The sequence below is a fragment of the Amycolatopsis sp. MEPSY49 genome (assembly GCF_051337345.1).
GTDB lineage: Bacteria > Actinomycetota > Actinomycetes > Mycobacteriales > Pseudonocardiaceae > Amycolatopsis.
On record NZ_JBDLYJ010000002.1, the window covers coordinates 244,728 to 264,434 of the forward strand.

19 protein-coding genes are annotated in these 19,707 nt (G+C 71.1%); 8 read left to right on the forward strand and 11 right to left on the reverse strand.

Features of this window, described 5'->3' with window-relative positions; all coding sequences use genetic code 11:
- Positions 1 to 2 precede the first annotated feature (2 nt).
- The 4 genes from ABFJ78_RS10185 to ABFJ78_RS10200 form a co-directional block, all read right to left on the reverse strand.
- Positions 3 to 269, reverse strand: coding sequence for a GlsB/YeaQ/YmgE family stress response membrane protein (locus ABFJ78_RS10185; protein WP_436385641.1), 267 nt, complete (start codon positions 267 to 269; stop codon positions 3 to 5).
- A 92-nt stretch (positions 270 to 361) separates the two neighbouring features.
- Positions 362 to 733 (reverse strand): hypothetical protein, encoded by a 372-nt coding sequence (locus ABFJ78_RS10190; protein WP_436385642.1) that lies wholly within the window; start codon positions 731 to 733, stop codon positions 362 to 364.
- A gap of 4 nt (positions 734 to 737) precedes the next feature.
- Positions 738 to 1,103 (reverse strand): DsrE family protein, encoded by a 366-nt coding sequence (locus ABFJ78_RS10195; RefSeq protein ID WP_436385643.1) that lies wholly within the window; start codon positions 1,101 to 1,103, stop codon positions 738 to 740.
- Between the two features lie 66 nt (positions 1,104 to 1,169).
- Positions 1,170 to 2,726: an HD domain-containing phosphohydrolase gene (locus ABFJ78_RS10200; RefSeq protein ID WP_436385644.1), complete on the reverse strand. Its 1,557-nt coding sequence runs from the start codon at positions 2,724 to 2,726 to the stop codon at positions 1,170 to 1,172.
- 177 nt (positions 2,727 to 2,903) lie between these two features.
- Between ABFJ78_RS10200 and ABFJ78_RS10205 the strand changes: the two genes are divergently transcribed.
- The 3 genes from ABFJ78_RS10205 (at position 2,904) to ABFJ78_RS10215 (ending at position 5,399) form a co-directional block, all read left to right on the forward strand.
- On the forward strand, positions 2,904 to 3,575 hold the full coding sequence (locus tag ABFJ78_RS10205; RefSeq protein WP_436385645.1) for a hypothetical protein: 672 nt from the start codon (positions 2,904 to 2,906) through the stop codon (positions 3,573 to 3,575).
- Positions 3,576 to 3,582: 7 nt separating this feature from the next.
- Positions 3,583 to 4,146 (forward strand): hypothetical protein, encoded by a 564-nt coding sequence (locus ABFJ78_RS10210; RefSeq protein WP_436385646.1) that lies wholly within the window; start codon positions 3,583 to 3,585, stop codon positions 4,144 to 4,146.
- 92 nt (positions 4,147 to 4,238) lie between these two features.
- Positions 4,239 to 5,399, forward strand: a complete 1,161-nt coding sequence (locus ABFJ78_RS10215; RefSeq protein WP_436385647.1) for an LLM class flavin-dependent oxidoreductase — start codon at positions 4,239 to 4,241, stop codon at positions 5,397 to 5,399.
- A 33-nt stretch (positions 5,400 to 5,432) separates the two neighbouring features.
- Here ABFJ78_RS10215 and ABFJ78_RS10220 read toward each other — a convergent pair whose 3' ends face one another.
- Genes ABFJ78_RS10220 through ABFJ78_RS10245 form a run of 6 tightly spaced genes read right to left on the reverse strand, consistent with a single transcriptional unit; the run spans position 5,433 to position 10,459 of the window.
- Positions 5,433 to 6,179: an SDR family NAD(P)-dependent oxidoreductase gene (locus ABFJ78_RS10220; RefSeq protein WP_436385648.1), complete on the reverse strand. Its 747-nt coding sequence runs from the start codon at positions 6,177 to 6,179 to the stop codon at positions 5,433 to 5,435.
- Positions 6,176 to 7,096, reverse strand: a complete 921-nt coding sequence (locus tag ABFJ78_RS10225) for a 3-keto-5-aminohexanoate cleavage protein (RefSeq protein ID WP_436385649.1) — start codon at positions 7,094 to 7,096, stop codon at positions 6,176 to 6,178. The genes ABFJ78_RS10220 and ABFJ78_RS10225 overlap by 4 nt, the downstream gene beginning before the upstream one ends.
- On the reverse strand, positions 7,096 to 7,935 hold the full coding sequence (locus ABFJ78_RS10230) for an LLM class flavin-dependent oxidoreductase (protein WP_436385650.1): 840 nt from the start codon (positions 7,933 to 7,935) through the stop codon (positions 7,096 to 7,098). The genes ABFJ78_RS10225 and ABFJ78_RS10230 overlap by 1 nt, the downstream gene beginning before the upstream one ends.
- A complete protein-coding gene (locus tag ABFJ78_RS10235; protein WP_436385651.1) occupies positions 7,932 to 8,702 on the reverse strand; it encodes an HpcH/HpaI aldolase family protein in 771 nt (256 codons plus the stop codon). Before ABFJ78_RS10235 ends, ABFJ78_RS10230 begins: the two co-directional genes overlap by 4 nt.
- Positions 8,699 to 9,562 carry a hypothetical protein gene (locus ABFJ78_RS10240; RefSeq protein ID WP_436385652.1) on the reverse strand — a complete coding sequence of 288 codons (864 nt, stop codon included), beginning with the start codon at positions 9,560 to 9,562 and terminating at the stop codon, positions 8,699 to 8,701. Before ABFJ78_RS10240 ends, ABFJ78_RS10235 begins: the two co-directional genes overlap by 4 nt.
- Before the next feature lie 12 nt (positions 9,563 to 9,574).
- The gene (locus ABFJ78_RS10245; protein WP_372666289.1) at positions 9,575 to 10,459 is read right to left on the reverse strand and encodes a DUF6282 family protein; all 885 of its coding nucleotides are present in this window, start codon (positions 10,457 to 10,459) and stop codon (positions 9,575 to 9,577) included.
- Positions 10,460 to 10,607: 148 nt separating this feature from the next.
- Here ABFJ78_RS10245 and ABFJ78_RS10250 point away from each other — a divergent pair, with 148 nt between their 5' ends.
- Positions 10,608 to 11,969 (forward strand): MFS transporter, encoded by a 1,362-nt coding sequence (locus tag ABFJ78_RS10250; RefSeq protein WP_436385653.1) that lies wholly within the window; start codon positions 10,608 to 10,610, stop codon positions 11,967 to 11,969.
- On the forward strand, positions 11,970 to 12,977 hold the full coding sequence (locus tag ABFJ78_RS10255; protein ID WP_436385654.1) for a dihydroorotate dehydrogenase: 1,008 nt from the start codon (positions 11,970 to 11,972) through the stop codon (positions 12,975 to 12,977). It begins immediately after the preceding gene.
- Here the strand turns inward: ABFJ78_RS10255 and ABFJ78_RS10260 are convergent.
- Positions 12,944 to 13,735: an IclR family transcriptional regulator gene (locus tag ABFJ78_RS10260; RefSeq protein ID WP_436385655.1), complete on the reverse strand. Its 792-nt coding sequence runs from the start codon at positions 13,733 to 13,735 to the stop codon at positions 12,944 to 12,946. The genes ABFJ78_RS10255 and ABFJ78_RS10260 overlap by 34 nt on opposite strands.
- Before the next feature lie 319 nt (positions 13,736 to 14,054).
- Between ABFJ78_RS10260 and ABFJ78_RS10265 the strand changes: the two genes are divergently transcribed.
- From ABFJ78_RS10265 to ABFJ78_RS10275, 3 genes are read left to right on the forward strand one after another with little or no spacing between them, the layout of a single operon-like run.
- On the forward strand, positions 14,055 to 15,746 hold the full coding sequence (locus ABFJ78_RS10265; RefSeq protein WP_436385656.1) for an alpha-L-fucosidase: 1,692 nt from the start codon (positions 14,055 to 14,057) through the stop codon (positions 15,744 to 15,746).
- 9 nt (positions 15,747 to 15,755) lie between these two features.
- Positions 15,756 to 17,609, forward strand: a complete 1,854-nt coding sequence (locus ABFJ78_RS10270) for a beta-N-acetylglucosaminidase domain-containing protein (protein ID WP_436385657.1) — start codon at positions 15,756 to 15,758, stop codon at positions 17,607 to 17,609.
- The gene (locus ABFJ78_RS10275) at positions 17,606 to 19,435 is read left to right on the forward strand and encodes a glycoside hydrolase family 35 protein (protein WP_436385658.1); all 1,830 of its coding nucleotides are present in this window, start codon (positions 17,606 to 17,608) and stop codon (positions 19,433 to 19,435) included. Before ABFJ78_RS10270 ends, ABFJ78_RS10275 begins: the two co-directional genes overlap by 4 nt.
- The last annotated feature ends 272 nt before the right edge of the window (positions 19,436 to 19,707 follow it).

Sequence of the window (19,707 nt, forward strand, 5' to 3'; positions counted from 1 at the left end):
GGCTAGTCGCGGCGGCTGCGGCCGAAGACCATCCGGTAAAGGACGAGGATGATCAGCGCGCCGAGGACGGCCAAGCCCCACGTGCGGAGATCGAAGAACGTGCCGAGATCCGTGTGGAACAGGGTCTTGCCGACCCAGCCGCCGACGAACGCCCCGCCGATGCCGAGCAGGATCGTGATGATGCAGCCGCCGGGGTCCTTGCCCGGCATGAGGGCCTTCGCGAGCAAGCCCGCGATGAGCCCGAGCACGATCCAGCTGATGACGCCCACGGGTGCCTCCGTCCGCCTGTCTTCCTGGTCGCCAGAGGATGGCAGGCGGACGGCCCCGCGGCGCGGTGAGCCACGCCGACGTGATCGGATTCTCAGCCGGCGAGTGGCCGGTAGCCGGAGCAGAGGACGCGCAACCAGCCGATTTCGCCGTTTCGCGCCGTGTAGTAGGCCTGCTGCTCGACGAGGTGGTCGACGCCGTCGCGTTCGACCCGCAGCCGGTAGGTGACGTGCTCGCAGTCCGCGACCCGGCCGGTGGTGACCGAGCACAGCTCGTGGATCGTCCGGCCGGGACCGAACCAGCGGCCGAGGATGACGTTGTCGACGATCTCCGCGGGATCGGTCGCGGTCCAGTGGCGGCCCGGGGTGAGCGCGGCGAAGTCGACTTCGCCGGCCAGCAGTGCGCGCAGCCCGGCCGAATCACGGGCCGCGAGAGCGTGGGCGAACTTCTCGCCTGCGGTGGTCATGGCGTCAGTAGCTGAACGTCGTGACGGGCTCGTCGCCGATCCACTCCCACATCGGCACGGTGCCGCCGAGGGACGCGTTGGCGACCATGCCTTCGTCGGTGAGGTGGCGGGCGGTGAAGCAGATCGGGCAGACCAGGAACCGGCCGCCGGCGGCTTCGTAGCGCTTGACCAGGTCGGCCAGCGGCGGGCAGCCTTCGCAGGCCGTCGCCTGGGCGAAGCCGTCGAGGGCCAGGCGGACCGCCTCCTTGGTGAGGAACATCAGGGTCGGGCGGTGCTGTTCGGCGGCGCCGACCGCGACGAGGAACGCGACGGTGACCTTTTCGGGGTCTTCGAGTCCGGTGGTGAGGCTGATGACGGCACGGGTGGGCATGGCGGGCTCCTTTCGGTGTCCCTCAGCCTCGTGCTCGCCCGGCCGCCCGCGCATGGGGCGGATGCCTCATCTTCCGGGCAGGCCGGCGATGCCGTGTTCGAGCGCGAACAGCCCGGCGCCGGTCCGGTTGGACACGCCGGCCTTGGTGTAGATGTGCTCGACGTGGTTGCGGACCGTCTTCTCGCTGATCGACAGCTCCCGCGCGATCACCCGGTTCGAGCCCCCGCCGGCGAGCAGCCGCAGCACCTCGACCTCGCGCCCGGTCAGCCCCGCGGGGTGCGCCGTCCGGCGGCGCGCGTGCCCGGCCGCGAGCAGCACGGCGTCGACGGCGTGAGCGTCCAACCGGGACTCCCGCGCCTGCTGCCGCAGGATCTCGGCCGCGTCCACGGCGTCGCGCGCCGGGCGGTGCGGCCGCGGTTCGCGCAGCGCGTGGTAGACGTCGGCGGCGGCGAGCAGCCGCGCGTGCGGGCCGAGCGCCGCGCCGGCCGCGCCGAGCGGGTAGCCGGAGCCGTCGAGCCGTTCGTGGTGCGCCGCCGCGATGGCGGCGACCTGCTCCAAACCCGTGACCCGGCGCAGGATCCGGCCGGTCAGGTACGGGTGCAGCCGGACGCGTTCCCGCTCGGCTTCCGACAGCGGACCGGGCTTCTCCCAGATGCTGTTGGGCACGCCCATCCGGCCGAGGTCGTGCACCAGCCCGGCCCGCCGGACGAGCCGGATGTCCGGTTCGGACAGTCCACTGTGCCGCGCGGCTTCGGCGGCGAGGTCGGCGACTCCCCGTGAGTGGCCGATGGCGAAGGGGCACTTGAGATCGGCGAAGTCGCCGATCGCGGTGAGCAGGTCGTCGAGTTCGTCGTCGGTCAGCGTCCGGTCGCGGTCGGGAGCCTGCTCGAGGGCGGCCGTCCAGACGTCGGCGTCGAGCAGGCCGTCGAGGATTTCGCCTGCGGCGCCGGTGAAAGCCGCGACGACGGCGGGGTCGAACTGGCGGCCGCTGCGGGCTTCGGCCATGGCTTGTGCGGCGGCAACGCCACCGCGGCGCAGGTGAACCTCGGCGACCTCGGCGAGGTGCACGACGCGCACCTCGATCGGCAGCTGGTCGCCGCGGGCGCCGACGGGCAGGCCGCTGCCGTCCCAGCGTTCGAAGGTGCCGGCCAGCGCCCGGGCGACGGTCTCGTCGAGCCCCAGCCGGTCCGCGAGCCGCCCGGCGGAGGAGCAGTGGGAGTGGATGAGCTCGGCGAGCCGACCGCGGGCGCGCAGGAGGAAGGCGGCCGCGACGACGCCCCGCGCGACCGGCGTCCGCTCGCGGCCGGCGTGCGTGGCGAGCAGGCGCAGGAAGGGCAGGCCGGCCCAGTCGACGCGGTAGGTGGCGGAGCGGAAGGCGATGTCGTCGCCGAACCACGCGGCGAGTTCGTGCGAGTCGGCGTGGCAGCCGATCCAGGCGACGAGGGTGGCGTAGAAGGTGGTGCCGCGCTGGTCATCGTCGAGCCCGAGCCGGTCGGCGAGCCGGGTGGCGATGAGAGCGGAGCGCAGCATGTGCTCCATGGGCTGTCCGAGCCCGAGATCGATGGCGAGCGAAAGCGCGGCGAGCACCTCGGCCCGCCGCGGCCCGTCCGGCCGGATCGCCATGGGCACCGCCCTTCGTCCGGAAGAAGCGTGCCACCCGGACGACCCGATGACCAAACTGCTCTGACTGGCGCCTGTAACGCTCCGTGGCCGCAAGCCGACTCGTAAACATCGATGGCGGCAGGTGCCGGCAGACCAGACCCGGGACTTCGCCGGCCGCCCTCGGGAGAGGGATGCCCGATGTCGTCGCCGGAACCGCCGTCGCAGTACGAAGAGCTCGCCACCGCTTTGGTCGGCCGCGGATCGGTCGAGACCAGGCGGCTTTACCGCACCGGTGTGATCACGGACGTCGCCGTCGACGCCGAGCGGTTCGCGCGGCAGTACCGCTACCTCGAAGAGAACAACCTGCCGATGGTGGCGATCTTCGCCGGCGACGGGGTGGCGCTGCCCGTCAACCTCCACGCGGCGCTCTTTCCCGCCGACGGCGTCGAGAGCGACCCGCGGACGGTTTTCACCCTGCTGCGCCGGGTGGCCGGGCGCGACCGGCGAGGGCGACGGAGGCGGGAGTTCCGTGACCTCGTCGATCCGGGCGAGGCTCGCCGGGGATTCGTCGCGCGGATGGGGCGGTTCTTGTCGGTGCGCCTGTCCGGCGAAGGACGGCGGTCCGCGGAATCCCCGTCGTTCGGTCTCGATTTCGAGGTGCACACGAATTCACCGGACCTGCGCGTGCACTACCACCCGGCGTACTGGCGTGACGAGGCGTTGGTCTTCGGAGCGCCCAGTACTCCGGTCCGAGGATGTCTCCGGCCCGGCAGGTACTGCTTCGGCGCCACCGGCCAATTCCTCCCCTTGACCTTCGAGGACGCCGAATACGACGTGCCGGCGGCGACCAGCGCGAAACTGTACCTGTGAGGCGGAGATGCAACCCGACTACGGTTCCTTCGCCGGCATAGTCAACGTCGCCGGCACCATCATGGCGATGGGTTCGGCGCTCGCGCTGGCTTTTCGGGGCCGGTCGCGCTGGGAGCCCAGCGAAGAGGACGTCCCCCGTGGTGCGCAGAAGGTCAGCGGCCTGCTGGCCGCGCTCGCCGTGGCGCTGTTGTGGGTGACCTACCGGGACCAGCCCCAGGGCATCGGCTGGCGCCTCCCCATCGTGCTCGGCGGCCTCACCTTCGGGTTCTTGCTGCTCTACGGCTTCCTGGTCAGCAATCAGACCTACGAAGTGCAGCGCATGGCCGGAGCCGCGACCAAGCAGGTCAAGATCATCGGCGGGTTCTGGCTGACCGCGAAAGCCCGTTCGCTCGTCGCCGAGGGAAAGACGCGCCAGGACGTCCTCGCCGGCGCCGCCTACCAGCTGGACCGCGTGTGGCCCCGGCCCGCGCGGTCGCTCGCCAAGCTCTCCTTCGTGGTGGGGTACACCGGGCTCGTCGTGTGCGGGACCGTCGCGCTGGGCGCCGTGGCGATCCGGGTGGGTGGTGGCTAAGCCGGTGCTGCTCCGTCCGGGTGCCATCCGTAACGGCCCGGTAGCGCTCGGAGACTGACTCTGCGGTGACCCCGAGGAAGCAGAGGCCGTGGATGAAGATCGACCTGTTCAACGAGATCCAGAACCCGCGACCGTGGCCGGAAGGGCACGAACAGCTGCGGTTCCGGCAAGCGATCGAACAGGCCGTCCTCGCCGACGAGCTCGGCTACGGGTGCTGGTGGCAGGTCGAGCACCACGGCGCGGGGGAGTTCAGCCTCTCGTCCGCGCCCGAGCTGATGCTCGCCGCGCTTTCGCAGCGCACCAGCCGGATCCGGCTCGGGCACTCCGCGGTGCTCGCGCCCGGGCGGTTCAACCATCCGATCCGCGTCGCCGAGCGCGCGGCGACGCTCGACCACCTCAGCGGCGGGCGCGTCGAACTGGGCCTGACCCGGTCGACCATCCCCGAATGGCGCCTCTTCGGCATCGAACCGGACGACGCCCGCGCGCAGACGCAGCAGGCGTTCGAGATGGTGCCGAGAATGTGGACTTCGGACCGGTTCTCCTACGAGAGCGACGCCTACCGCGTCGACGGCGTCGGGATCGGGCCGAAGCCGCTGCAGCGGCCGCACCCGCCGCTCTGGCAGGCGGCGGCGAGCCCGGCGTCGTTCGAGGAGGCCGGCCGGCGCGGGGTGGGCGTGCTGGGGACGACGATGTGGGAGTCCCTGGAACGCGCGGGCCGGCTGGTCGGCCTGTACCGGGCCGCGGCCGCGCAGTGCACGGAACCGGTCGGGGCGTTCGTCAACGACCAGGTCGGCTTCTTCACGTTCGTCCACTGCGCGGACACGGACGAGGAGGCCATGCGGGGCGGCGCGGCGGCCGCGGCGGCGTGGTACACGGTGACGGCGCTGACGTTCTTCGAAGCGGCGACGGAGTTCGTGCGCGCCAACGCCCGCAACGAGGAGCTGGTGAAGTCCCCGGGCCTGACGGGCGACTTCCTGCGCGGCGAGGCATCGAACGCGCCGTCGGAGGCGAACCTCCTGATCGCCCGGATCCTGCAGGGCGAGCAGGTCCCGGACGACGAGGTGTTCGAGGTGCTGAGCGCGCAGGACTCGCTGATCGTGGGCAGCCCGGAGACGTGCCGCAAGAAGCTGCGCGCGTACGCCGAGCTGGGCATCGACCGGATGATGTGCCTCCAGCAGATCGGCGGCATCCCGCACGACAAGGTGCTGAAGAGCATCCGGCTGATCGGCGAGCTGATCCCGGACCTGGCCTGACGTTCGGTGGGGCGGCCGCGGCCGCCCCACCGCTCAGGCCGTGAAGCCGCCGTCGACCGGGACGACCACTCCGCTCAAGTGGCTCGCCCGGTCGCTCAACAGGAACGCCGCCGTCGAGCCGACTTCCGTGCCCGTGCCCGCCTTCCGCAACGGCGTCGCCGCGATCCGGGCTTCCACGCCGCCCGGGATCGTGCGGCGCAGCTCGTCCAGCATCGGGGTCTCCGTCGGGCCCGGGGCCAGCACGTTGACCCGGATGCCCAGCGGTCCGAAGTCGTGGGCGGCCGTGCGGGTCAAGCCGATCACCGCGTGCTTCGTCGCCTGATACGCGCCCATGCCGGGGCTGCCGCGCAGGCCGCCGATGCTGCTCACGTTCACGATCGACCCCGACCCCTGGCGCTCCATCACCGCGACCTCCGCCCGCAGGCACAGCCACGTGCCCTTGACGTTCACCGCCATGATCCGGTCGAAGTCCGCTTCGGACACCTGGTCGAGCCGGCCGCCGCCGCCCATCGCCGCGTTGTTGAACGCGCCGTCGAGCCGGCCGAAGCGGGACACCGTCGCCGAAACGAAACCGTCCACATCGGACGCCGACGAGACATCGCCCGTCGTGTACGCGACGTCGTGGTCCGAAAGCTCCGCCGCCAATTTGGCGAGCGGCTCTTCGTTCCGGGCCACCAGCATCACCGAGGCACCGTCCGATGCGAACACCCGCGCCGCGTCCGCGCCGATGCCCGAACTGGCCCCGACGACCAGGACCACCTTGCCCGTCAGCAAGCTCATGCCGCTCCTCCTCGCAGTGCCAGCATCGCGCGCGCGTCGGCCGGCGTGGCGATCGGTTTGCCCAGATCCTCCACCACCGCCCGGATCTTCCGGACCTGCTGGGCGTTGCTCTCCGCGAGCCGCCCCTTGCCGATCCACAGGCTGTCCTCCAGGCCGACGCGCACGTGCCCGCCGAGCCACGCGCTGTGCGTGCCGAAGCTCAGCTGGTCGCGGCCGGCCGCGAACGCCGAAAGGCAGTAGTCGTCGCCGAAGAGCTTGTCCGCGATCCGCACCATGTGCTCCAGGTTCGCGTGGTCGGCGCCGATCCCGCCGAGGACGCCGAACACGCCCTGGATCAGCAACGGCGGTTTCGCCAGGCCCAGCTCGACGAAGTACGCCAGCGAGTACAGGTGCCCGATGTCGTAGCACTCGTACTCGAACCGCGTCCCGGTCTCCCCGAGCGTGCGCAGCGTGTGCTCGATCTTGTCGAACGTGTTCACGAACGGCTTCGAATACGTGTTGAGCACGTACGGCTTTTCCCAGTCGTGCTTCCACTCCGTCACCTTGTCGGCGATGCCCGAGTAGACGAAGTTCATCGACCCCATGTTCATCGACGCGAGCTCGGGCCGCAGCCGGTAGGCGGCCGCGAGCCGTTCGTCCATCGTCATCGACGACGCGCCGCCGGTGGTGATGTTGATGACGGCGTCGGATTCCGCGGTGATCCGCCCGACGATCTTCTCGAACACGTCCGGATCGGGCGTCGGCCGCCCATCGGGCTCGCGGGCGTGCAGGTGGACGATCGCCGACCCCGCTTCGATCGCCTCCAGCGCGGCGTCGGCGACCTCGTCGGCGGACAGCGGCAGGTACGGGCTCTGCGACGGGATGTTCACCGAGCCCGTGATCGCGGTGGTGATGATGACTTTCTCGGCCGTGCGCATCAATCCTCCTGTGGTGAGAGCGCCCGGTAGGCGTCGAGTTTCGCGTCGTCGAGCGGGCCCACCAGCGTCAACGCGACCTGGGTCGCGCCCGCGTCGTACTGGGCCTGCACCGCTTCGCGGACTTGCGAAGGCGTGCCGCAGGCGACGAGCGCGTCGACGAGCCGGTCGGACCCCGGTGGCGCGAGGTCGGCGTCGGTGAAGCCGAGCCGTTTCAGCTTCGCGAGCTGGTGGGGGAGCGTCAGGTAGTAGGCGAGCCGATCCCGCGCGACCTCGCGAGCGGCGGCGCGCGACCGCCCCACCACCGCCCACTGGACGACCGACAGGAAGAGGTCCCCGACCGTCTCGCGCGCCCAGCGGGTGTGCTCCGGCGTGACGAGGAACGTGATCAGCCCGTCGGCGCGTTCGGCGGCCAGCCGCGTGATCCCCTCCGAGTACGCGCCCAGCACCTTCGGCACCCCGGACGCCACCTTGTCGACGCCGTCCAGGTACTCCCGCAGGAAGGGGAGCGGTCCGACCCCGCGTTCACGGACCGCTCCGCTGACCCCGAGCCCCAGCACGTACCGCCCGGGGTGGCCGGCGGCGAGGTCCCGGGCCGCCGAGCCCGCCGACTTCGGCACGCGCTCGAGGGCCCGGGCGACGCCGTTGCCGACGACCAAAACCGAAGTCGAGGCCAGTACCAAGGAAGCCGTCGTGAACGCCTCGCGGCCGTTCACCTCGGGGATCCACACCATCCGGTGGCCGTACTCCTCGAGCGCCCGCACGAACCGGACGGCCCCGTCGTGGTCGAGGCCGTCCAGTTCGGCGATCGACAACGCGGCGCGCGGCAGCGAGAGCGTCATGCCGTCGCGTCCCGGAACGCCCGGACCAGCCCGCGGGCGGCCTCGGCGAGCATCGTCGTGTCGTTGCTGAGCAGCACGAAGTCGCAGCCGTCCCGGACCGCCCGCGCGGCCTTCTCCGGAACGCCGCCGAACGCGAGCCCGCACTTCTTCCCGGCGTCGTGCGCGGCCGCGATCGCCGAGGCGATCAGGTCGAGCACGTCCGGCGACGCGGGCGTCGACCCCATCGAAATCGACAGGTCCGCCGCGCCGACGAACACCGCGTCCACTGTGTCCAGTGCGAGCATCTCCGGCGCGGCCTTGATCGCTTCGACGCTTTCCAGCTGCGGGATGCACAGGACGTCGTCGTTGCCCTCCGCGAGGTACTCCGCGTTCGGGCGCAGGCCCCACGCGCCCGCCCGGCTGGTGCCGCCGGCGCCGCGGACGCCGTGCGGCGGGAACCGGCACGCCCGCCCGACGGCCGCCGCCTCTTCGACGGTGTCGACGTGCGGCACGAGGATGCCCCTCGCGCCCGCGTCGAGGATCTTCTGGATCGTCGACGGCGTCTTGTCCGGCACCCGCACCAGCGGTGTCACGCCGAGCGCCGCCGCGGTGTTGATCAGCTGGTACGCGGTCACCAGGTCGAGGGGCGCGTGTTCGAGGTCGATGACGACGAAGTCGAACCCGGCGAACGCCATGATCTCGGCCGGCTCGGTCGAGGCGATCTTCAGCCAGGTTCCCACGGGGGTGTGCGAGCGGGTGAAGAGCCCGCCGCCGGTGCGCGCGCTCACGGCATCGGGTAGTCGTCGGCGTTCAGGACCCAGCCCGGTTTCTCGGAGAAGTCCACCCGCGGCGGGCTGAAGATGTCGATCAGCTGGTTCACGCCCGGGTCGCTCGCCGCGGAGGTGTGCACGGTCGGCGGCGGGATGATCGTCACCGACGGGCTGCCGATCCGCACGTGCTCGTCCTCGCGCCACGTCGTGCTGTCGGGCAGCCACGGGGTGCGGATGTGGTGGACGTATTCGCCTTGCACGGCCAAGGAAAGCTGCTCGAAGTCGTCGTGGTGATGCGGCGAGAGCTTGCGTGGGTCGCGCGGGCCGTCCTGCAGGGGCAGGAAGTTCACCATGAACGACCGCGTCCGGAAGATCCGCCCGAACCGCTTCGGGTCGTCCGGCACGTCCGACAGCGGGTAGAAGCGGACGCGCTCTTCGGCGGGCGCCGGCCACCGCTCCAGCAGCGTGACGCGCGGGTGGTTCTGGGCGTAAGCGGCGGCGTTGGCGACCCGATCCCGCCAGGCAGGCTCGGTGGCCTCGACCAGCCGGACCAGCGGCCCGTCGCCGTGCACGCTGATCCGCGACGGCCCGGGCGGGACCACGACGAGCCCGGGAGAGTCCACTTTGGACGCGCCGTCGCCGGTCAGCACGGTGAACGCGGGGGAGGCGCCGGTGACGACGATCGCCAGCTCGCCTTCGAGGGTGCCGTTGTCGAGGTCGTCGCCGTCGCGAGCGTCGGTGTGGATCAGGATGACGTTCTGCGCCCGCACGACCGGGGTCTCCCGCAGGTCGAGGTACTGCGCTGCCGCGATCGCGTCGCCGCTGTCGGGCCGGGCCGCGGTGGCCAGGGCCGAGCGGGGATCGTCCTTTTCGTACACGAGCGGGTCCTTTCAGGCGTCGAGGTTCAGCAGGTACGTCGGGTTGTCGCGGACCATCCGCCGCAGGTCCTTCTCCGGCAGGCCGAGGTCGAGCAGTGCTTCGCCGACGCGCAGCCACGCGTCGACCGGCTTCGGGTTGGCCTTCTGGCCGAAGTCCGACGCCAGCACCGTGTGCTCGGGACCGAGCGCCTCGATCCAGGTCAGCAGGTTCTTCGGGTCCCACTTCTGCGTGCCCTCGGGGTCGTACATGCCGACCTCGTGCTCGATGAACGCGCCGAGCTCGATCAGCTCGCGGCACAGCGCCGGGTCGGCGCCGATGACGAAGTCGGGGTGGCTGACGACCATCCGCTTCATCCCGCGCTCGTGCGCCTCCTGGAACAGCGTCTTGATGTACTCGGGGTACATGTGGCCGCCGTTGAGGACGGCCTGCTGCTCCTTGATCTCGTCGAGGATCTCGAGCGCCTCGGGCTTGAGCGCGCCCTCGCCGTCGACGATGTCGATGCGCTCCAGCGTCAGCGGGACGGTCGTGGTCGGGAAGGCGCCGTCCTCGGGGTGGCAGTCGATGTGCCGGCCGGAGGAGATGGTCGGGAACCAGACGACCTTGCCGCCCATCCGCAGGGTCATCCGCACGGCGTGCACGTTGAGCCCGCCGACGGTGCTGTTCAGCGCGATCCCGCCGAAGGCCTGCGCCTTGACGTCGGCGAGACGGCCCTTCATCGCGAGGATGTCCATCTGCGTGTTGTGGTGGTGGGACTTCGCGACCATGGCGCGCATCCCGATGCGCGCGCCGTCCTGCGCGGCCTCGACGTGGTCGAAGCGCCGGGGGAACGGGCTCGGGCCGGAGTGGACGTGCATGTCGACCAGGCCGTCCAGGACGGCGGCGATGGCGGGGCTCATCAGCGTGCCTCTCGTTCGCATTATGAAGTCAAAGTTCACTATAAGACCGGCTGTCAACCCTGTGACCGCTCTTGTGTTCACGGTTGGCGGTATTTAGAGTGTCTGACGTTCGCTTCGTGAACACTAGGTTCGAAAACGGAGGACACTGATGTCCACACCGCCCGACGCCGCGGAGGCGGCCGTTCGCCCCGGCACCCCGCACGGCCCGGACCCCGCGAAGGTGCGCGCCGCGGTCCGCGGCGGAACGCTCGCCTACTTCGTCGACCAGTTCGACATCTACCTGCCGATCGTCGTGCTGGCGCCGGCGACCGCGTACTTCCAGGCCGCGAACCTCAGCGCGAGCACGACGGCCCTGCTGGCGTCCCTGGTGTTCGCCTCGACGCTGATCGGCCGGCCGCTCGGCGCGATCATCTTCGGCCACTTCGCCGACACGGTCGGCCGCAAGCGCACGACGCTGGTCGCGGTCGGCGGCTTCGGCACCATCACGCTTTTGACCGCGTGCCTGCCCGGCCACGAGACGATCGGGATGTGGTCGGTCGGCACCCTCATCGCGTTGCGGTTCGTCGACGGCATCTTCCTCGGCGGCGAGTACACGACGGCGGTTCCGTTGGCGATGGAGTGGAGCCCGAAGCACAAACGCGGCCTCTACGCCTCGATCATCACGTCGACCTCGCCCGCCGCGTACGCGGTGATCGCCGCGATCACGCTGCTGATGCTGCAGCTGCTGCCCGCCGCGGGCCTGCACAGCGCGTACGTGCAGTGGGGCTGGCGGATCCCGTTCTTCGTCGGCGCGTTGCTGGCCGCGGTGCTGTTCCGCTACTACCTCAAGCAGGTCCACGAGCCGCCGGCCCAGCTGACCGGCGAGAAGCACAAGCTCCCGTTCGTCCGGCTGCTGAGGAAGTACCCGCGGGCGCTGGGCCAGGTGTTCATCCTGATGACCGGCACGTGGCTCGCGACCAACATGGAAGCCGCCGTGACGCCGGCGCAGCTGAAGGCGCACCTGGAACTGTCCAGCAAAGAGGTCACGCTGACGATGCTGGTGATCAACGCGTCCGCGGCGCTGTCGTACCCGCTGTTCGGCATGCTGTCCCAGCGCATCGGGCGACGGCGGTTCTACATCGGCTACGGCTTCTCGATGGTCGTCCTCGGCGCGGGTTCGTACACGCTGCTGATGGCGTCGGACGGCGGCTTCGGCGCGGCACTCGGCTTCGGCGTGCTCATCGGTGTGTTCACGGTCGGCACGTTCGGCCCGATCGCGGCCTACCTGACCGAGCGGTTCCCGGCGAGCATCCGGTCGACCGGTTACGGCGTCGGCTACAGCCTCGCGCTCATCGCGCCGGCGTTCTACCAGTTCTACCTGCAGCAGTTCGACGGGTTCATGCCGGCGCACCTCGCCCCGGGCGTCCTGATCGTGCTCGCCGGGCTGCTGATCAGCCTGGGCGGTTTCCTCGGCCCGGAGACGAAGGACGTCGACATGGCCGACGACAGCACGATCCCCAAACTGTCCTGAATGGACGTCGCGGGCCTTGCCACCGCCAACCCGGTGTGGGTCGGCTCCTCGGAGCTGACCATGACCCTGGAGGGGATCACCGCGTGCGTCGACGCGGGCGCCGGGGCGGTGGTGGCCAAGTCGGTGAACGAAAGCGCCGCCGCGCGGGAGCAGCTGGCCATCGCGGACTACGCCTTCGTTTCGCCCGGCGGCGAGGTGCGGCCGCCGGGTGCGGGCCGGCCGGGTGACGGGCTGCTCAACCGGTCCGGGCTCGCGGCCGTGGACCTCGACGACTGGCTGGCGATGCTGGCCTCCGCCGTCGCCCACGGCACGGCCAGGGGCTGCCCGGTGCTCGGCAGCATCACCCTGGGCGAGCCGGCGGCGGCCGCGCGGATCGGGCGTGCGCTGGCTTCGGTGGTCCCGGCGGTCGAGCTGAACATCGGCGCCCCGCACGGCCGCGAGGCCCGCGCGGTACGGCAACTGACCGAAGTGGACGGTGTGGCCGACGCGGTGCGGACCGTGCGGGCCGCCGTCGACGTCCCGCTGTTCGTGAAGCTGCCGGGCCAGGCGTCGGACGTCGTCGCGCTGGCCCGCGCGGCCCGCTCGGCCGGCGCGGACGCCGTCGGCCTGGTCGGCCGGTACCCGGGTTTCCTGCCGGATCTCGACGGCGGTTCGGTCCTGGGCTCGTGGGGCGCGTGGAGCTCACCGGGGTGCCTGCCGATGAGCCTTTACTGGGTGGGCAGGGCTTTCCAGCAGCTCGACGTGCCCCTGATCGGGACGAACGGCGCCCGCACTCCGGCCGATGTCCGGCGGTTCCTGGCGGCCGGCGCCCGGGCCGTCGAAGTCGTGACGGCGTTGTGGACGGGCGGTCCCAACGTGCTCCGGGAGCTGGTCGACGGAGTTTCCGAAGTCCCCGACGGCTTCGTCGGCAGCGCGCTGGCCGGGACGCGCGAGTACGCGGACGTCCCGCCGCTGCCGTCGCCGGCGTGGCTGCCCTACACCGCGCGCTGGAGGTCGTCGGGCCGGTAGTGCCCGCCCAGTTCGAGGGTGAGCTCGCGCGCGGTGTCGACCACGACCCGCAGCTCGGGCGTGTCGTCGCCCATCGAGAGCGTGTTGTCCGGGCCCACGATCGCGATCGTCGCGCAGATGCCGTACTCGTCGAAGACCGGCGCCGCCACGGCCACTATCCCCGGCGTGCTCATCGCCGAGCAGTGCCCGACCGCGCGGACCCGGTCGACGTCGGCGCGCAGCTCGTCGCGCGCGGTGCCGGAGAGGTTGCCGATCAGCCGTTCCATCGACAGCTGGTCGGCGTGGTAGGCGAGGAAGACCTTGCTCTGCGCGGTGTCCAGCGGCAGGTGGCTGCCCACCCGCACGGACACGATGACGATCGTCGAGGCGTTCTCCTCGACCCGCGAGACCACCGGGCCGGTGAGGCCCCACAGGCTGAGCACAACGCTCGTCTGCGTCGCGCGCGAGAGCGCCTGCATGTGCCGCGGCGCGAGGTTCACGACGCGGCGGTGCCCGATGGCGAACGCGCCGAGCTGCAGCAGCAGGCCGCCGGGCACGTACCCGCCTTCGTTGCTGCGCTCGAGCAAGCCGGCCGCGACCAGCGACGTGCAGTACCGGTACGCCGTCGTGCGGTTGAGGCCGAGCCGCTCGGCGACCTGGGTGGCGGTGACTTCGGGCGTCGCGGGGTCGAACAGCGACAGGATCTGGCTGACCCGGCTCACCGCCTGGATGTCCGCCTGGTCGGCGCGGGCGTCCGGGGACCGCGTCGGTTTGGTCACGAGGGCCTCCGCCGAAAGTCTGGTACCGCTGTTCGAATAGTGAACACAGGCTACCGGACTCCCATCGGGTTGCCGGTCCACGACATTCGTTGTCACTTCGTCAGGTCTAGACATCCGATGGCTGGCCGACCTAGTCTGGCGATCGTCCACCCCGTCTTGCCGCCGCCGGGTTCGTGGCCGCGGTCCGCCACGAGGGAGCACCATGCCGATCCGCGCTCTCGTCTTCGCTGCCGTCGCCGCTGTTTCAATGGCTCTACCAGCGGTTTCCCCAGCTGCCGCGGCCGAAGCGTGCACCGGGCCGATTCGGCCCGCGACCATCATGACCGTGCAGGCCTGCGACAGCCCGGCCCGGATCGTCGCCAAGGCCGCGGCCGTCATTCCGCGAAAAGGTCAGCTCGCCTGGCAGCAGCGGCCGGTCACCGCGTTCACGCACTTCGGGATGAACACCTTCACCGACCGTGAATGGGGTTCCGGCGCGGAGAAGGAGTCGGTGTTCGACCCACCGGTCGTCGACACCGCCCAGTGGATGCGGTCGCTGAAGGCCGCCGGCGTCACGCAGGTGATGCTCACCGCCAAGCACCACGACGGTTTCGTCCTCTACCCGACGCGCTACACCAACCACTCCGTCGTCGCGAGCCCGTGGTGGCTCGCCCCCGGCTGCACGGCTCCGGCCAGGGAAGAGGCGGAGGCGCACCGCGCGCAGGACCCGTCGGCGTTCTGGCAGACGCGGGCCGACTGCGCCAACCCGCGCGGGGACGTCCTGCGCGACTACGTCGAATCGGCGCGCGCGGCCGGGCTCAAAGTCGGCGTCTACCTGTCGCCCGCCGACGGCGCCGAACTGCCCGAGACGTTCTTCGCCGACGAGGTGCGGCGGATCGAAGCCAAGGTCGCGGCCGGGCAGCCGTTGAGCATCGAAGAACAAGCCACCTACGACGACCGCGCGAGCGCACCGCAGGGTCAGGGCCGTTACGGCACGGACAGCGCGGTGACCCGCCGGACCATCCCGACGCTGGTGCCGCACGACGACCGCGCGGCCGCGCTCGCCGCCGGGAAGCTGCCGCGGTTCACCGTCGACGAGGACGACTACAACACCTACTACCTCAACCAGCTCTACGAACTGTTCACCCAGTACGGCCCCATCGACGAGCTGTGGCTCGACGGCGCGAACCCGTGGCGCGACCACGGGATCAGCGAAACCTACGACTTCACCACGTGGTTCAAGCTGATCCACGCGCTGTCGCCGGACACCGTCACCTTCGCCGGGCCCGCCGGCGTGCGCTGGGTCGGCAACGAGGCCGGGCAGGCGCGCGAGACCGAGTGGAGCCCGCTGCCGACGACCGACGACCCGGACACCGCGCACAACGAAGAGCTGTTCCTCGGCGGCGCGACCGCCGACGACCTCGGATCGCGGCAGAAGCTGGCCGATCCGTCGGTGCGGTACCTGCAGTGGGCGCCCGCCGAATCCGACGTCTCGATCCGGCCGGGCTGGTTCTTCCACCCTGCCGAACAGCCGAAGTCACCGGCGCAGCTGGTCGAGATCTACCGCCGCACGGTCGGGCGGAACTCGTCGCTGCTGCTCAACGTCCCGCCCGGCCCGGACGGCCGGATCGCGTCCGCCGACACCGCCGCGCTGGCCGGCTTCGGCGGGGCGATCGCCCGGACGCAGAGCCGCAACCTCGCGGCCGGTGCGCCCGGCGCCGTCACGGACTCGTCGCTGACCACGGCGGTACCGCTGGACCGCCCACTCGACGTCCGGCTGCCCAAGCCGGTCACGTTCGACCAGATCCGGCTCGGCGAGGACATCACCCGCGGCCAGCACGTGGAAGGCGCACTCGTGCAGGCCGAGCTCGGCGGCAGCTGGCAGACCCTGGCCACGGTGACCACGATCGGCTACACCCGCCTGGTCACGCTGCCCGCACCGGTGACCGCCCGCCGGCTTCGCGTCGTCGTCACGCAGTCCCGCGCCACGCCGTACTTGGCCACCTTCGCGTTGTACCGCACCGCTGTCTGAAAGGGAGCCATGACCCGCCACCGAGCCCTGTTCGCCGCCGTCGTCACGGTGGCCGCCACCCTCACCGCTGCCGGACCCGCTGCCGCCGGCGGCGCGCTTCCGGTGGTTTCCCCGACGCCGCAACAGATCAGCCGGACGTCCGCGGACGTGCCGCTGCCGTCGTCGATCGCGCTCGTCACGGACTCCACCACCGACCCGGCGGCGGCGGATCTGCTGACGTCGTTGCTGCACGACCACGGCGTCACCACCGGCCGCCACGGGCTCACGATCCGTCTCGGCAGTACCGGTCGTGACGTTCCGGAACAGGCCGAGGGCTACGCGCTGAGCGTGTCGCGCGCGGGCATCACCATCGCCGGGCGCGACGGCGCCGGCCAGTACTACGGCGTGCAGACGCTGCGGCAGCTGTTCGTCCGTTCGGGACACGGCTGGGCGGTGGCCGGCGCGGCCGTGCGCGACTGGCCCGACATGGCGCTGCGCGGGTCGATCGAGGGCTTCTACGGTCCACCGTGGACGACCGCCGACCGGCTGCGGCAGCTCGCGTTCCTCGGCGAGGTCAAGGCGAACACCTACATCTACAGCGCCAAGGACGACACCTACCTGCGCGCGCGGTGGCGCGACCCGTACCCGGCCGGCGAACTGGGCACGCTCGGCCAGCTCGTCCGGTCGGCCGCGGCGCACCACGTCGAGTTCACCTACGCGCTGTCGCCGGGCGTCTCGATCTGCTTCTCGTCGCCATCCGACGTCGCGGCGGTCGAGGCGAAGTTCCAGTCGGTGTACGACCTCGGGGTGCGGTCGTTCTCGCTGCCGTTCGACGACATCTCGTACACGAAGTGGAACTGCGACGCCGACCAGGCCGCCTTCGGCGCGCCCGGCCAGGCCGCCGCGGGCACGGCGCAGGTGTCGCTGCTCAACGCGATCACGGAGAAGTTCGTGAAGACCCACGACGGCGTCCGTCCGTTGCAGACGGTGCCGACCGAGTACAGCGACCTGAAGGATTCGCCGTACAAGACCGAGCTGCGCGAGCACCTCGACCCGTCGGTGGTGGTGCAGTGGACCGGGACCGACGTCGTCCCGCCGAGCGTCACCACGGACGAAGCCGCGCAGGTGTCCACTGTGTACGGACGCAAGGTGTTCCTGTGGGACAACTACCCGGTGAACGACTACGAGCAGTCGGCCGGGCGGCTCCTGCTCGCACCGTACGCGGGGCGTGAGGCGGGGCTGTCGCAGTACCTCAACGGGATCGTCGCGAACCCGATGAACCAGGAGGCGGCCAGCGAGGTCGCCGAGTTCGGTGCGGCGGACTTCGCCTGGAACGACGCGGGCTACTCGCCCGCGCGGTCGTGGCCGCGGGCGCTGGCGCGGCTGGCCGGTGGTGACGCGCGGGCATCCGCCGCTTTGACGGTGTTCGCCGACCTCGAACACCTCGCGCCGACGTTCGGCCCGACGCCGTGGCAGCCGCAGGCGCCGGTGCTGGCCGCTCGCGCGGCCGAGTTCTGGCAGCGGTGGACCGCGGGGGATCGGCACGCCATCTCCGACTTGCGCGGGTACGCGGTCAGGATCCGCGACGCGGCCGGCGTGATCCGCGGCGGCCGGGTGCAGAGCGCGTTCGTCACCGAGGCCGGGCCGTGGCTGGACGCGACAGCGCTGTGGGGCGAGGCATTGGTGACCCGGCTCGACGCCCTCGCCGCGTCGTCCCGAGGTGACCACGCTCGCGCTTCCCGGCTCACCGCCCGTGCCGATGACCTGGTCACGCGCGCACAGGCGGTCAAGACCGGCAACACGAACCGGTGGGGCGTCCGGCAGGCCCTCGTCGGCGACGGCGTCCTCGACACCCTTCTCGTCCAGTTGCGGGAGCGGGTATGACCTCGGTGAGCAGGCGGAGCTTCCTCGGCGGAGCGGCGGCGATCACCGCGGGCGCGGTGCTCGCCGGCCCGGCGGGAGCGGCGGGCCGGCGCGGCCTGAGCGTGTCCGGCGAGCAGTTCCTGCTGGACGGCAAGCCGTTCCGGATCGTTTCGGGCGCGATCCACTACTTCCGCATCCACCCGGACCAGTGGCGCGACCGCTTGTCCCGGCTGAAGGCACTGGGGCTGAACACCGTCGAGACGTACGTGCCGTGGAACTTCCACCAGCCTCGGCCGGGCCGAGCGGACTTCAGCGGGTGGCGCGACCTGCCGGCGTTCATCCGGATCGCGGGTGACCTGGGGTTCCAGGTGATCGTCCGGCCCAGTCCGTACATCTGCGCGGAGTGGGAGTTCGGCGGCCTGCCGGCGTGGCTGCTGGCGGACCGGAACCTGGAGCTGCGCTGCGCGGACCCGGCGTACCTGAAGGCCGTCGACGCCTGGTACGACCAGCTGATCCCGCGTCTGGTGCCCTTGGAGGCCCAGCACGGCGGCCCGATCGTGGCGGCGCAGATCGAGAACGAGTACGGCAGCTACGGAAACGACACGAGCTACCTGGCTCACCTGCGCGACGGGTTGCGCGGCCGCGGAATGACGAGCCTGCTGTTCGCGGCGGACGGCGCGTCGGAGTTCTTCATGCGCTTCGGCTCCCTGCCGGGCACGCTGGAGGTGGGGACGGGCGACGGCGACCCGGCGCCCAGCGTGGCGGCGATGAAGGAGTTCCAGCCGGGCAAGCCGGTCATGATGGCGGAGTACTGGGACGGCTGGTTCGACCACTGGGGCGAGCGCCACAACACGCGCGACCCGGCCCAGATGGCGTCCTATGTGGACGCGTTGTTGGCCACGGGAGCGTCGGTGAACCTGTACATGGCGTGCGGCGGAACGAACTTCGGCTTCACATCGGGCGCGAACACGTCGGGAACGACGTACCAGCCGACGGTGACGAGCTACGACTACGACGCCCCGGTCGGCGAGGCGGGCGACCTGGGCGCGAAGTTCACGGCGTTGCGCCCGGTGCTCACGAAGTACTCGGGCGTCCCTGCCGCGCCGATCCCGGGCCGGCCGGCGCGCTTGCCGGCCCAGACGGTACCGGTGTCGGGGGCGGTGTCGTTGCTGGACTCGTTGCCGGCGCTGTCCTCGCCGGTCCGTTCGGCCCAACCGGTCCCGATGGAGCGGGTGGGCCAGTCGACGGGTCTGATCCACTACCGCACGACGGTCCAGGGCCCGCACGCGGGACCGTTGAGCATCCACGGCTTGGCCGACCGGGCATCGGTGTTCGTGGACGGAGCGTTCCTGGGGGTGCTGGACCGCAACCAGCCATCGGGGACGTTGGACCTCCGGTTGACGCGGCCGACTACGCGGCTGGACATCCTGGTGGACGCGATGGGCCGGGTGAACTACGGCCCGTACCTGGCGGACCGCAAGGGGATCGACGGCTGGGTGGCGATGAGCACGCAGCAGAAGCTGTTCGGGTGGGAGATCCATCCCCTGCCGCTGGACGACTTGTCGGGGTTGCGGTTCACGGGGATTGAGGCGGACGGACCGACGTTCCATCGGGCTACGGCGGTGGTGACCGAGCCGGCGGATGGGTTCATCGCGTTGCCTGGGTGGGAGAAGGGGGTTGTGTGGCTCAACGGGTTCAACTTGGGCCGGTATTGGACGATCGGGCCGCAGCGGACGTTGTATGCGCCTGAGCCGCTGTGGCGGAAGGGGGCGAATTCGATCGTGGTGTTGGAGTTGCACGAGCCGGGGACGGCGATCGAGATCCGCCCGGAGGCCGACTTGGGGTGACGATCGGGTTGCGGGTTCGTGCTTGGGTGGCCGGTGGGTTGGGAGAGTCGACTGCTGTAGTCGCGAGGTGGGAACGCGGGCTGCGAGGCTGCATGTCGGGCGCGGGCTCGGCAGTACGTGCCTGAGTATCGCCAACCGCGGGACGAGGGTGAGAAAGCAGCGGGGAGGCCGCAGGTTCGGGCGTGCGACTGCTGCTGTGCGCGGGGTATTGGCAACCGCAGGAGCGCGGGGTCTGGCCGCGGTGGCGCCGGAACAGTGGTCGAGGGGCGGTC